General features: G+C 71.7%; 8 protein-coding genes. 6 read left to right on the plus strand and 2 right to left on the minus strand.

All coding sequences use genetic code 11. The features are described from left to right. Positions 1-28 precede the first annotated feature (28 nt). On the plus strand, positions 29-3,853 hold the full coding sequence (locus RAB70_RS04025) for an ATP-binding protein (RefSeq protein ID WP_148827724.1): 3,825 nt from the start codon (positions 29-31) through the stop codon (positions 3,851-3,853). A 94-nt stretch (positions 3,854-3,947) separates the two neighbouring features. Here the strand turns inward: RAB70_RS04025 and RAB70_RS04030 are convergent, their stop codons facing one another. Continuing rightward, positions 3,948-4,721 (minus strand): TSUP family transporter, encoded by a 774-nt coding sequence (locus tag RAB70_RS04030; RefSeq protein ID WP_148827723.1) that lies wholly within the window; start codon positions 4,719-4,721, stop codon positions 3,948-3,950. A gap of 96 nt (positions 4,722-4,817) precedes the next feature. On the opposite strand from RAB70_RS04030, the gene RAB70_RS04035 reads away from it, so the two are divergent. From RAB70_RS04035 to bphP, 5 genes are all read left to right on the plus strand, one after another. Further along, a complete protein-coding gene (locus RAB70_RS04035) occupies positions 4,818-5,210 on the plus strand; it encodes a YchJ family metal-binding protein (protein ID WP_148827722.1) in 393 nt (130 codons plus the stop codon). Between the two features lie 271 nt (positions 5,211-5,481). Further along, entirely contained in the window at positions 5,482-7,752 is a 2,271-nt protein-coding gene (locus RAB70_RS04040) for a lytic murein transglycosylase (RefSeq protein WP_148827743.1), read from the plus strand. 696 nt (positions 7,753-8,448) lie between these two features. Continuing rightward, positions 8,449-9,699, plus strand: coding sequence for a TCR/Tet family MFS transporter (locus RAB70_RS04045; protein ID WP_148827721.1), 1,251 nt, complete (start codon positions 8,449-8,451; stop codon positions 9,697-9,699). A gap of 157 nt (positions 9,700-9,856) precedes the next feature. Beyond that, positions 9,857-10,456, plus strand: coding sequence for a biliverdin-producing heme oxygenase (locus RAB70_RS04050; protein WP_148827720.1), 600 nt, complete (start codon positions 9,857-9,859; stop codon positions 10,454-10,456). After that, positions 10,453-12,357 carry a bacteriophytochrome BphP gene (gene bphP, locus RAB70_RS04055; protein WP_148827719.1) on the plus strand — a complete coding sequence of 635 codons (1,905 nt, stop codon included), beginning with the start codon at positions 10,453-10,455 and terminating at the stop codon, positions 12,355-12,357. Before RAB70_RS04050 ends, bphP begins: the two co-directional genes overlap by 4 nt. A gap of 21 nt (positions 12,358-12,378) precedes the next feature. Here the strand turns inward: bphP and RAB70_RS04060 are convergent, their stop codons facing one another. Continuing rightward, complete coding sequence (locus RAB70_RS04060) at positions 12,379-13,557, minus strand: benzoate/H(+) symporter BenE family transporter (RefSeq protein WP_148827718.1); 1,179 nt, start codon at positions 13,555-13,557, stop codon at positions 12,379-12,381. Between the last annotated feature and the right edge of the window lie 170 nt (positions 13,558-13,727).

Here is a 13,727-nt window from a genome sequence, read left to right on the forward strand (position 1 = left end):
GCCGTCCCCGTTTTCCGATGAGTTCCCGATGACGTCCCTGTCCGAATCGTCCACCGTCCCCGTCGCCCCGTCCCTGTTCGCCGAGACCCTGGCCGAGCAGCGCGCGCAGCAGTACCGCATGCGCCGCCTGCAGGTGCACAACTGGGGCACCTTCAACGGCCTGACCGACGTGCCGATCGCCGAGAAGGGCTTCCTGTTCGTCGGTCGCTCCGGTTCGGGCAAGTCGACCCTGCTCGATGCGATGTCGGCGCTGCTGACCCCGCCGAGCATCGTCGATTTCAACGCCGCCGCGCGCGAGGCCGAGCGCAGCGGTCGCGACCGCAGCCTGGTGTCCTACGTGCGCGGCGCCTGGGCCGACCAGCAGGACAGCGCCTCCGGCGAGATCGCCACCCAGTACCTGCGCAAGGGCGCGACCTGGTCTGCGCTGGCGCTGGAGTACCGCAACGCGCAGGGTCAGGCGGTGAGCCTGGTGCGGCTGTTCTGGATCGCCGGCAGCGGCACCGCCGCGGCCGACGTGCGCAAGCACTACATGGTGGTGCCGCGCGGCTTCGACGTGGCCGCCGAGCTGGACGGCTTCGACCTGGACCTGCGCCGGCTCAAGCTGCGCCTGGGCGAGGACGTGCACCACTTCGACAGCTTCGCCGGCTACGCCGAGCGCTTCCGCCACCTGCTCGGCATCGGCAACGAGATGGCGCTGCGGCTGCTGCACAAGACCCAGTCGGCGAAGAACCTGGGCGACCTCAACGCCTTCCTGCGCAGCTTCATGCTCGACGAGCCGCGCACCTTCGAGGCCGCCGACCGTCTGGTCGAGGACTTCGCCGAACTCGACGGCGCGCACCACGCGGTGGTGACCGCGCGGCGCCAGGTGGAAACCCTGACCCCGGCGCGCGACTACCACGCCGAACTGCTGGCGTTGCGCCACAGCGTCGGCGAGCTGCGCGAACTGCAACTGGGCATCGACGGCTACCGCGAGCAGCGCCGCCTGGCCCTGCTGGACGCGCGCCTGCAGGAACTGGACACGCAGGACCGCGGCCTGGCCGGCGAGGAAGGGCAGCGCCGCGAAGCGCTGGACAACCACGAACAGACCCTGGCCGAGCTGGAGACGCAGCAGCGCGCGCAGGGCGGCGAGCAGGTCGAGGCGCTGGAGCGCGAACGCGGCCGCGTCGAACGCGAGCGCGACGAGCGCATGCGCCGCCGCAGCCAGGTCGAACAGGCCTGCCGCCAGCTCGGCATGGGCCTGGCCAGCAGCGCCAGCGGTTTCGCCGAGCAGGTGGCGCAGGCGCGCGCGTTGCGCGACGGCGTCGCCGGCGAGGCCAGCAGCCTGGACGAGGCGATCGCCGAGCGCATGGCCGAGCGCCGCGAGGACGAACGCCGTTTCGCGGTCATCCGCACCGAGATCGAGGCGCTGCTGAAGGCGCCTTCCAGCATTCCCGCGCCGATGCAGGCGCTGCGTGCGCGGCTGTGCGCCGAGACCGGCCTGTCCGAAGCCGCCCTGCCGTTCGTCGGCGAGCTGGTGCAGGTGGAGGCCGACCAGGCTGCCTGGCGCGGCGCGATCGAGCGCGTGCTGCACGGCTTCGCGCAGTCGCTGCTGGTCGACGAACGCCACTACGCCAGCGTCGCCGACTGGGTCAACAAGACCCAGCTCGGCACCCGCCTGGTGTACTTCCGCGTGCGCCACAACGCGCCGCTGCAGCAGCGCGAGCCCGATGCGAAGTCGCTGCTGCGCAAGCTGGAACTGCGCGACCATGCCTATGCGCCGTGGCTGCGCCAGGAACTGGCGCGGCGTTTCGACTACACCTGCGTCGATACCGTGGCGCAATTGCGCGATGCAGAGCGCGCGATCACCCGCGAGGGCCAGGTCAAGCATCCGGGCGATCGCTACGAGAAGGACGACCGCCACGCGGTCGGCGACCGCAAGCGCTGGCTGCTCGGCTACGACAACCGCGACAAGCTCAAGGTCTTCGAGCGCGAGGGGCAGACCCTGGCGCAGCGCATCGCCGCCTGCGACGCCGACGTCGCCGCCCTGCGCAAGCAGCGCGAACAGGACCAGGGCCGGCAACTGGCCGCGCACACCCTGGCCGAGCGCGAGTGGGACGAGATCGACGTGGCGCCCAAGCTGCAGCGCCTGAGCGACATCGCCGAGCAACTGCTGCAACTGCGCGAGGGCGACACCGCGCTGCGCGCGCTGGGCGAGCAGATCGCCACCGTCCGCGCGCGCCGCGACCAAGCGCGTCGTACCTACGAGGACGTGCGCCTGGAGCGCGCGCAGGTGAGCCGCGAGCGCGCGCGCCTGGAAGCGCAGCGCGAGACCTGCGCCGCGCGCGTGGCCACCGCGGTGATCGGCCCGGCGCAGGTCGCAGGGCTGGACGCGCGCCTGGCCGCGCTGCCGCCGCTGAGCCTGGACAACCTGGAAGCGCATCTGCGCAGCGTCGAGCGCGGGCTCGGCGAACAGCTGGCGCAGAGCCAGGCGCAGGACGCGCGGCTGAGCCAGCAGGTGCTGGACTGCTTCCGCCGCTACTGCCAGCAGTGGCCGGAGGACAGCGGCGACTTCACCGTCAGCCTGGCCAGCGCCGACGATTTCCTGGCGCGCCTGCAGCGCCTGGAGAGCGACGGCCTGCCGCGCCACGAAGGGCGCTTCTTCGACTTGCTGCAGACCCAGAGCAAGAACAACCTGCTGGCCCTGCAGCGCTACACCGCCGAAGCGCACAAGGCGATCAAGCAGCGCATGGACGAGGTCAACGCCAGCCTGGAGCAGGTGCCGTTCAACCGCGGCACCCTGCTGACCATCGAAGTCAGTGACCGGCGCCTGCTCGAGGTGCAGGAGTTCCAGCAGCAGTTGCGCGCCGTGCTCGGCCATCAGCAGACCGAGGATCGTGCCCTGGCCGAGGCGCAATTCGCCATGCTGCGCGGGCTGGTGCAGCGGCTCGGTGCGCAGGAGCCGGAGCTGCGGCGCTGGCGCGAGCAGGTGCTGGACGTGCGCCAGCATGTGGAGTTCGTCGGCGTGGAACTGGATGCGGACAGCCGTGCGCAGGTGGAGATCTACCGCAGCGGCGCCGGCAAGTCCGGCGGCCAGCGGCAGAAGCTGGCCACCACCTGCCTGGCCGCGGCGCTGCGCTACCAGCTCGGCGGCGAGGACGGCGAACTGCCGCGCTACGCCGCGGTGGTGCTGGACGAGGCCTTCGACAAGGCCGACAACGAGTTCACCGCGCTGGCGATGAACATCTTCGAGAACTTCGGTTTCCAGATGGTGGTGGCCACGCCGCTGAAGTCGGTGATGACGCTGGAGCCGTTCATCGGCGGCGCCTGCTTCGTCGAGATCAGCGGCCGCCACAACTCCGGCGTGCTGCTGATCGAATACGACGAGCAGGCGCACCGGTTGAAGCTGCCCGAGCGCAGCCGCAACGAGGCGACGACGCCTGCGGTGGAATCCCGCGCGGCGATGGATCAGGCTGGCGCCGATCTGCCGCCGCCGGCCGCGGACGCAGCGGCCACCATCGCCGAGCCCGGCGCAGCGACTGTGGCAGACACCGTTGCCATGCCGGCGCGTGCCTCCGCCAAGGCGCACGATGGCCGCGGCAATGGCGCCAAGTCGACCCCGCGCAAGGCGTCGCCAGCGGCGCCGGGCAAACGCGCCGGCACGCGTGCCGCGCCGTCCTCGGCCAAGGCCACCTCGGCGAAGGCGCCACGCACGTCCACCGCGGCTGCGGCAGCTGCGTCCGCGGCAACGCGGCCAGCCGCGCGGTCGGCGTCGGCGAAGCCGGTGAAAGCAGGCACAGGCAGCAAACCTGCGAAGCCGGCCAAGGCGGCAGCAGTCAAGACGCCGCCTGCGAGCGGCAAGCGCCGCGGCCACTGAGCGGCACTTGCGGTCGCGCGTGCCGATCGGCCGCGCGCTGCACCATCGTTGGGAGGGATGGCACGCGGCAACCACACGGTGCCGCGCACTACGCTCAGTGCAGCAGATCCCAGCCCATCTTGCCGATCAGCACCACCACCAGCACCAGGAACAACTGCCGGATCAACGGCGTGCCGCCGCGCAGCGCCAGCCGCGTGCCGGTCACCGCGCCGGCCACGTTGGCCACGGCCATCGGCACCGCCGCGGCCAGCAGGATCTTGCCGCTGGGCACGAAGAAGCACAGCGCGGCCAGGTTGGTGGCCAGGTTCACAACCTTCGACGCGGCCGAGGCGCGCAGGAAATCCAGACCGAAGAAGCGGATGAACAGGAAGATCAGGAAGCTGCCGGTGCCCGGCCCGAAGAAGCCGTCGTAGAACCCGATCGCCGCGCCGATCGCCAGCGCGATCGCCAATTCGCGGCGGCCGATGTGGCGCGGGCGGTGCAACGCGCCGAAGTCCTTCTTGATCAGCGTATAGCCCAGCATCGCGATCAGCAGCACCAGGATCAGCGGGCGCACCGCCTGTTTCGGCAGCAGGCTCACCGCCGTGGCGCCGAGGAAGGCGAACACGAACGCGGCGGCGGTCGCATAGAGCACCGGCCGCCACGGCAGGCGCACGTGGCGCGCATAGCGCCAGGCGGCGGTGCCGGTGCCGGCCATGGAACTGAACTTGTTGGTGCCCAGGATCACGGCGGGCGCCTGTTGCGGCAAGGTCGCGAACAGTCCGGGCAACTGGATCAGGCCGCCGCCGCCCACCGCCGCGTCCACCAGCCCGGCGACGAAGGCGATGCACAGCAGCCAGGGCAGTTCGGTGGGGATCGACTCGAGCACGCCGGCGCTCCGCGCAAGGGGCCGCAAGCATAGCCGCCACCGGCCGCGACGCGTGCGCGGCGTGCGCCGTGTCGCCGCAGCCGGCACAATCGGCACATGTCTCCGTCCGCCCCGCGCCTTGCCGATCCCTGCCCCTGCGGCCGTCCGCGCGACTACGCGCAGTGCTGCGGGCCGTACCACGCCGGCACCCCTGCGCCGGATGCCGAATCCTTGATGCGCTCGCGCTACAGCGCCTACGTGCGCCAGGACGCCGATTACCTGCGCGCGAGCTGGCATCCGTCGACCTGTCCGCCGCAGGTGGAGATCGATCCACGCACGGCGTGGCTCGGCCTCACCGTGCAGCGGGTGCTGCAGACCGGCGCCGACAGCGCCGAGGTCGCCTTCCTGGCGCGCTATCGCATCGGCGGCGGCAGCGCCGTGCGCATGACCGAGCACAGCCGCTTCGTGCGCGAGGACGGGCGCTGGTACTACCTCGACGCGCTGGACTGAGCGTCGCGCGTCGCGCCGGCGGGGCGCACGCCCGCACACCGCCGTTCGTTGGCGGGGCAAGCGTTGGCCCTCTGGCGCTCCGACGGAATGCCGCAGCGGCCGGAACGCCATGCGTGTCGCGGCCGCGACATCGTGCCGCGCGATCCGCCAACCAGGCCACGCTCGGAACGCGCTGCCGGTCGCGTGCCTGCCGCCCGCGTCGCGTGAGCGGAGCGCACACGCGGCGGTTGTTTATGATGTCGGCCCTGCCGTCGGCGAGGATGTTGCGATGATGCGTTTGGCCTGGATCCTGCTGCTGGCGGCCCCGTGCGCGCTCGCGCAGACCCCACCCGCGGCGGCGCCGTCCACGCCCGATCCGGCCTTCGCCAGCTGCGTGGCCGGCCTGCGCACGGCTGCGGCGAAGGCGGGCGTCGCCGAGGCGTCCTTCGACCGCTTCACCGCCGGTCTGCAGCCGGACCCGAGCGTGCTGCCGCTGCTCGACGCCCAGCCCGAGTTCACCACGCCGATCTGGGACTACCTGGCCGGCCTGGTCGACAGCCAGCGCATCGACGATGGTCGCGCCATGCTCGCCGCGCATCGCGACCTGCTCGCGCAGGTGGCGCAGCAGTACGGTGTCGACCCGGAGACGGTGGTCGCGGTGTGGGGCGTGGAGAGCGACTACGGCCGCATCTCCGGCAAGCGCCCGCTGCTGGTGTCGCTGCTGACCCTGTCCTGCGAAGGCCGCCGCCAGCCGTTCTTCCGCAGCGAGCTGTTCGCGCTGCTGAAGCTGCTGCAGGCCGGCGACCTGCGCCCCGAGGGCCTGACCGGGTCCTGGGCCGGCGCCTTCGGCCATACCCAGTTCATGCCCAGCACCTACGCCCGCGTCGCCGTGGACGGTGATGGCGACGGCCGCCGCGACCTGGTCGCCAGCATTCCCGATGCGCTGGCCTCCACCGCCAACTATCTCAAGCTCGCCGGCTGGCAGAGCGGCCAGCCGTGGGGGCTGGAGGTGAAGCTGCCGGCGGGCTTCGACCCGGCGCTGGCCGGGCGCACCCAGCGCCGGCCGCTGTCGGACTGGCGCGCGCGTGGCCTCACCGCCGCCGACGGCGGCGCGCTGCCGGCGTTGGCCGCGCAGACGCCGGCAGCGGTGCTGATCCCGGCCGGCGTGCATGGCCCGGCGTTCCTGGTGTTCCGCAACTACGACGCGATCTACGCCTACAACGCCGCCGAAAGCTATGCGCTGGCGATCGCGCTGCTGTCCGACCGGCTGCGCGGCAAGCCCGGGCTGGTCGCGGCCTGGCCGACCGACGATCCGGGCCTGGGCCGCCCCGAACGGCGCGAACTGCAGACCCTGCTGCTGGCGCGCGGCCACGCCATCGGCCAGGCCGACGGCGCCATCGGCACCGCCACCCGCCGCGCGATCCAGGCCGAGCAGCAACGCCTGGGCCTGCAGCCGGCGGACGGTCGCGCCGGGCAACGCATCCTCGATGCGCTGCGCCGCGAGGCCGGCGGCGCGCCTGCGGCACCCGCGCCGACACCGGCCACGCCGCCGCAATCGCCTGCACCGGCATCGTCGCCAGCACCTACACCTACACCTACAAAGACGCAGTTCGGCGGCACCCCGCCCACCGCATTCCGGCTGCCGGCCGCTTACCCAGCCTTCGCCCACTCCCCCGCGCCACGGAGCATCCACCCCATGTCCGACGTCCCCGGCCTGAGCACAGGCGATTTCCACGGCTATCCCTCGCTGCTGGTGGAGACCCCGCAGTCCACCGCCGCGATCAGCCTGTTCGGCGGCCAGGTGCTGTCGTTCGTGCCCAAGGGCGGCACCGACGCGCTGTGGCTGTCGCCGAGCGCGCAGCCCACGCCGACCCCGATCCGCGGCGGCACCCCGGTGTGCTGGCCGTACTTCGGCCGCCAGGGCCAGAGCGACGCCGTGCCCGCGCACGGCTTCGTGCGCACCGTACCCTGGCAACTGAAGGACGCGCGGCGCGAGGCCGACGGCACGCTGGTGCTGACCCTGGCGCCGCCCGACTTCGACGACCTGCCGCTGCGCCTGCGCATGCAGTTGCGCATTGGCGCCACCCTGGAGCAGCGCCTGGTCACCGACAACGTCGGCACCGCGCCCGCCCGCTTCACCCAGGCCCTGCACAACTACTTCCGTGTCGCCGACGCCACCCAGGTGCGGGTGCAGGGCCTGGACGGCCTGGACTACCTGGACAAGTTCGAGAACTACGCCACACCGCATCGCCAGCACGGCGACTGGAGCCTGCAGGATCCGCGCGACCCCGGCCGCAGCGACCGCATCTACACCGGCGCCGGCGGCCGCTACACCCTGCTGGACCCGGGCCTGCAGCGCCGCATCGAGATCGTCACCACCGGCAGCCGCACGCTGGTGGCCTGGAACCCGGGCGAGGCCGGCGCACAGAAGATGGCCGACGTCGGACCGCACTGGCGCCAGTTCGTGTGCCTGGAAGCGGCCAACGCCGGACCCGAGGTGATCGAACTGGCCCCGGGCGCCCAGCACGTGCTGCAGCAGACGATCTCTGTCGCGGCGTTGTGACCCCGGCCGAGTGACCGCGGCCGGACGGCGGCACCACCTGCTGCGGCCCGCCAGTCGGCATTGGTGACGGTCCGGCGTTAACTGCTGCGCCGCCGCGCCTTGGTGGCATGAGTGGCGCCGCTGCCTCCGCCGGACCCTCACCCCCGACCCCTCTCCCGACGGGAGAGGGGAGTCGCTCGGTGTAGAGGACGTCGGTTCCGGCACAATCCGCCAAGCCTCGACCCTGTTGTGGGAGGGACTTCAGTCCCGACGCCTCGGTCCTTCAGGTCGCGGTTGAGACCGCTCCTGCGACAAGCAGCCTGGCTGCGCCGCTGGTGCAGGAAGGGGGCTTGGGCTTCGAGTCGCAATCAGCCAGCCCGGAAACTTCTGTGGGAGGGACTTCAGTCCCGACGCCTCGGTCCCTCAGGTCGCGGTTGAAACCGCCCCTACGACAAGCGGCCTGGCTGCGCCGCTGGTGCAGGAAGGGGGCTTGGGCTTCGAGTCGCAATCAGCCAGCCTGGAAACTGCTGCGGGAGGGACTTCAGTTCCGACGCCATGACCCCACCGGTCGCGGTGCAAGCGCTCCCGCGACGGCCAGCCGAGCCACCACGGTGTCGCAGGCACGCCGCTCGTTCCAATCGGCCACCTCCCACACCCACGGGTGCGCCGATGGCCAGGTACGCCGATTACACTGCCGCGTCCGCCAGGAGGCCTGCCGTGCACGCTCCGACTCCCGCTGTCCGCTCACGCCGCGCCGCGGTCGCCTTCATCTTCGTCACCCTGCTGATCGACGTGCTGTCCTTCGGCGTCATCATTCCGGTGCTGCCCACGCTGGTGCGCGGCTTCACCGGCGGGGACTTCGCTGCCGCGGCCCGCTGGGTCGGCTGGTTCGGCTTCCTGTTCGCCGCCCTGCAATTCGTCAGCTCGCCGCTGCAGGGCGCATTGTCCGACCGCTACGGCCGGCGCCCGGTGATCCTGGCCTCGTGCCTGGGGCTGGGCGTGGACTTCATGGTGATGGCGCTGGCGCAGAGCCTGCCGGTGCTGCTGCTGGCACGCATGGTCTCCGGCGTGTTCTCGGCCAGCTTCACCTCGGCCAACGCCTACATCGCCGACATCACCCCGGCCGACAAGCGCGCCCAGGCCTACGGCATCATCGGCGCCGCGTTCGGCGTCGGTTTCGTGGTCGGTCCGCTGCTGGGCGGCTGGCTCGGCAGCCTGCACCTGCGCGCGCCGTTCTGGTTCGCCGCCGGGCTGGCTCTGCTCAACTTCCTCTACGGCCTGTGGGTGCTGCCCGAATCGCTGGCGCCGGAACGGCGCACCGCGCGCGTGGACTGGGCGCATGCCAATCCGTTCGGCGCGCTGCGCCTGCTGCAGCGCTATCCGCAGGTGTTCGCGCTGGCCGCGGTGATCTTCCTGGCCAACCTGGCGCACTACGTCTACCCGAGCATCTTCGTCCTGTTCGCCGACTACCGTTTCGGTTGGGGACCGAAACAGGTCAGCTGGGTGCTGGCCCTGGTCGGCGTGTGCAGCATCGTGGTCAACGCCGTGCTGGTGGCGCGGGTGGTGCGCCGCTTCGGCGAGCGCGGCGCGCTGTTGTTCGGCCTGGGCTGCGGCGTGATCGGCTTCGCCATCTACAGCGTGGCCGGCAGCGGCGCGCTGTTCCTGCTCGGTGTGCCGATCAGCGCGCTATGGGCGGTGGCCGGGCCGGCGGCGCAGGCGATCGTCACCCGCCACGTCGGCGCCGACGCGCAGGGCCGCATCCAGGGCGCACTGATGAGCCTGGTCAGCCTGGCCGGGGTGATCGGGCCGCTCTTGTACGCATGGGTGTTCGCCGCCTTCATCGGCCCGCATGCCTTGCTGCACTTCCCCGGCGTGCCGTGGCTGCTGGCGGCGCTGTTGCTGGGCGGCGGCTGGATCGTGGCTTGGCGCCGCGCGCGGGTGCCGGAGGCCGCGGCGGCCGGCGGCTGAGGCGCAGGTCCGGCGGCGCGTCCGGCATGAACGGCTCAGTTTGCGGGATGGACGCCGTCGCCTCCCGCACGGCCTCGCCTGGCACCGCGCGGTCGCGATTGTTACGCTGTGTCCTCTCTTTCGTCGCGGCCGGCCGGCTGCTGTACCAGTCGCCTGCATGATGTCTCCTCCCGACGGAACCGCCCTGCCGCTGACCGCTGCGCGCTTGCTGCGCGAGGCCACTGCGCAGCAGCACCAGGCGGTGGAAGACCTGCCGGCGATGCGCGCGCTGATGGACCCGGCGCTGTCGCTGGCCGACTACGTGCAGGTGCTGCGTCGCCATCACGCGGTGCTGGCCGGCTGGGAACAGCGCGAAGCGGCCTGGCTGCGCGACTGCGGCGACGCGCACTGGCGGTACCAGCCGCGCACCCCGCTGCTGGCGCAGGATCTGCACGCGCTGCGGGCAGCGCCGCCAGCGCCGCAACCGCTGCCGCCGGCCGCCGAGGCCGGGACCCGTTGGGGCATGCTCTACGTGGTCGAGGGCTCGCGCCTGGGCGGGCGGGTGATCGCCCGGCACCTGCGCCAGACCCTGGCCGGCGCCGCGCCGGCGTTGTCCTATTTCGAACTCGGCCATGCCGACCCGGCCGCCTGGCGACACTTCCAGCAGCGCCTGGAGCGGGCCTTGCCGACCGCGCCGCTGCAGCAGGCCGCGGTCGACGGCGCCCGCGCCATGTTCGCGCACTTCCACACCCACTTCGCCCTGGAGATCGCCGCATGAGCGACATCGTCGTGCCCCTGGACATGGACGCATGCGCACGCGAGCCGATCCATATCCCTGGCTCGGTGCAGCCGCACGGCGTGCTGCTGGTGATCGAGCCGCAGGACGGGCGCGTCGTCCAGGCCAGCGCCAGTGCCGCCGACCTGTTCGGCCGGCCGCTGGACGAATTGCTCGGACAGCGCTACGACGCCCTGCTCGTGCTGGAGGATCCGCGCACGCGGCTGCTGCCAGACGCGGCCGAGCGCAGCGACCTGGCCTATGTCGAAGTGGGGTTCAAGGACGCGGCCGCCACGCAGCGCTGGGTCGGCGCCTGGCATCTGTATCCGGAGCAGTGGCTGCTGGAACTGGAGCCACGCGACGCGCCGCTGGCCGACGCCACCCTGCGCGAAGCGCTGCCGGTGCTGCGCCGGCTGGAGGCCGACCACAGCATCGAGGAGGCCTGCCAGCGCGCCGCCAAGAGCCTGCGCAGCCTGATCGGCTACGACCGGGTGATGATCTACCGCTTCGACGACGACTGGAACGGCGACGTGGTCGCCGAGGCGCGCGCGGCGGAACTGGAGCCGTATCTCGGCCTGCACTATCCGGCCAGCGACATTCCGGCGCAGGCCCGCGCGCTGTACCTGCGCAACCGCGTGCGCCAGATCGCCAACGTCGGCTACGTGCCGTCGCCGATCCAGCCCACCCTGCATCCGCGCCTGCGCGCGCCGGTGGACCTGAGCGACGTCAGCCTGCGCAGCGTCTCGCCGGTGCACCTGGAGTACCTGGCCAACATGGGCGTCACCGCCACCCTGGTGGCCTCGATCGTGGTCAACGACGCGCTGTGGGGGCTGATCGCCTGCCATCACTACCGCCCGTATTTCTGCAACCACGAGATGCGCGACGTCGCCGATGCATTGAGCCGTGCATTGGCCGGGCGCATCGGCGCGATCACCGCGGTGGCGCGCGCGCGCACCGAGTCGGTGCTGCTGACCGTGCGCGAGAAGCTGATCACCAACTTCAACGACGCCGAGATGCTGACCGCGTCCATGCTCGACGAGATGGCCTCGGACCTGCTCGACGTGGTCGATGCCGACGGCGTGGCGGTGTTCCATGGCGACCACGTCACCCGCCACGGCATGCTGCCGGCCACCGAGGACCTGGCGCGGATCCGCGAGCAGATCGAGTCCACCCATCACGAAGCGCTGCGCCACGACGCGGTCGGCGCCCTGCACTCGGACCAGATCGGCGAGACCTTCCCGGCGCTGGCCGATCTGGCGCCGCTGGCGGCCGGCTTCATCTTCGTGCCGCTGATGCCGCAGGCGCGCAGCGCGCTGCTGTGGACCCGTCGCGAACAGGTGCGCACGGTCAACTGGGCGGGCAATCCGCAGTTGGCCAAGCTGCAGGACATCGCCGGCTCGCGGCTGTCGCCGCGCAAGAGCTTCGACCTGTGGCAGGAGACCGTGCGTGGCCGCGCACGGCCCTGGTCGCCGATCAGCCTGGAATCGGCGCGCAGTCTGCGGGTGCTGATCGAGCTGATGGAACGCAAGCGCTTCCAGCAGGATTTCGCCCTGTTGGAGGCCTCGCTGTCGCGGCTGCGCGAACCGGTGGCGATCGTCGAGCGCGGCGAGGGTGCGCGGCGCAGCCGCCTGGCCTTCGTCAACGAGGCCTTCGCCGCCCTGTACGAGCGCGAGGTCGCAGAATTGATCGGCTGCGACCTGGAGCGCCTGTACGCCAGCGAGGCGGTGCTGGCGGAGACCCAGCGCATCGACACGCTGCTGCGGCAGGGCCGAGCCGCCTACGTCACCCTGCCGCTGCGCGTGGACGGCAGCACGGCCGTGCACCGCCAGTTCGATTTCGAACCGCTGCCCGATCACTCCGGCGTGCCCAGCCACTGGCTGCTGCAGTTGCGCGACCCACGCTGAGTCCGGTGCGGCGGCGCGGCCTCAGCGGCTGCGCCGCCACAGCGCCAGCGTCGCCGCACCGGCCAGCAGGCCCCACAGCGCCGCGCCGATACCGAACAGCGACAGTCCCGACGCGGTGACCAGGAACGCGATCAGCGCCGGCTCGCGCTCGCGTTCCTCGCGCAGCGCCGAGGCCAGGCTGTTGCCGATGGTGCCGAACAGCGCGATGCCGGCGATCGCCATCACCAATTCCCTGGGAAAGGCCGCGAACAGCGCGGCCACCGTGGCGCCGAACACGCCGATCAGCAGATAGAAGACCCCGGCGAACACCGCGGCCATGTAGCGCCGCTGCGGATCCTCCTGCGCCTCGCGGCCCATGCAGATCGCCGCGGTGATCGCCGCCAGGTTCAGTCCGTAGGCGCCGAACGGCGCCAGCAGCGTATTGACCACGCCGATCCAGCCGATGGTCGGCGAGATCGGCACCGCATAGCCGGACGCGCGGATCGCTGCCACTCCGGGCAGGTTCTGCGAGGTCATCGTCACCACGAACAGCGGCAGCGCGATCCCGAACAGCGCCTGCCACGACAGCGTCGGCCACACCAGCACCGGCTGCGCCAGGCGCAACCGCGCCGCCTCCAGGTGCAGCGTGCCGCTGCCCGCGGCCACGGCGATGCCGACCAGCAGGGTGGCGATCACCGCATAGCGCGGGAAGGTGCGGCGCCCGAGCAGATAGGTGGCGAACATCGCCAGCGCCATGGCCAGCTGGTGCTGCATCGCCACGAACACGTCCAGGCCGAAGCGCAGCAACACGCCGGCCAGCATCGCCGAGGCCAGCGACAGCGGAATGCGCCGCAGCAGGCGTTCGAACAGGCCGGAGAAGCCGGCCAGCGTGGACAACACCGCCACCACCACGAAGGCGCCGATGGCATCGGACAGCGGCAGTCCGCCACCGCTGCCGATCAGCAAGGCTGCACCGGGCGTGGACCAGGCGGTGACCACCGGCATCCGGTAGCGCAGCGACAGCCCGATGCAGGTCAGGCCCATGCCCAGCCCCAGCGCCCACATCCAGGACGCGATCTGTGCCTGCGAGGCGCCGACGCTGCGCGCGGCCTCGAACACGATCGCCGCCGAACTGGTGAAGCCGACCAGCACGGTGACGAAGCCGGCGATCAGCGCGGGCAGCGAAGCGTCGCGCCAGAGCGCGCGGGCAGCAGCGGTCATGCGGAGTTCCATGGTGGAGCGCAACCTGCATTCTCGGGCAAACGCCGGCGATCAGCTGTGCCGCGCCCTTACCAATAGAGAGGAGAGCGCGGCAGCACGCAGCGCTGCAAGGGCGCGCAAAAAAACGGTTGACCTTTTTTTCGGGGCCATTAAACTGCGCGGCCCGCTAC

The sequence above is a fragment of the Xanthomonas sontii genome (assembly GCF_040529055.1).
Taxonomy (GTDB): Bacteria; Pseudomonadota; Gammaproteobacteria; order Xanthomonadales; family Xanthomonadaceae; genus Xanthomonas_A; species Xanthomonas_A sontii.

Coding starts and splice junctions, on each gene's coding strand:
- RAB70_RS04025 (WP_148827724.1), top strand. CDS start 29: ATGACGTCCCTGTCCGAATCGTCCACCGTCCCCGTCGCCCCGTCCCTG.
- RAB70_RS04035 (WP_148827722.1), top strand. CDS start 4,818: ATGTCTCCGTCCGCCCCGCGCCTTGCCGATCCCTGCCCCTGCGGCCGT.
- RAB70_RS04040 (WP_148827743.1), top strand. CDS start 5,482: ATGCGTTTGGCCTGGATCCTGCTGCTGGCGGCCCCGTGCGCGCTCGCG.
- RAB70_RS04050 (WP_148827720.1), top strand. CDS start 9,857: ATGATGTCTCCTCCCGACGGAACCGCCCTGCCGCTGACCGCTGCGCGC.
- bphP (WP_148827719.1), top strand. CDS start 10,453: ATGAGCGACATCGTCGTGCCCCTGGACATGGACGCATGCGCACGCGAG.
- RAB70_RS04060 (WP_148827718.1), bottom strand. CDS start 13,557: ATGACCGCTGCTGCCCGCGCGCTCTGGCGCGACGCTTCGCTGCCCGCG.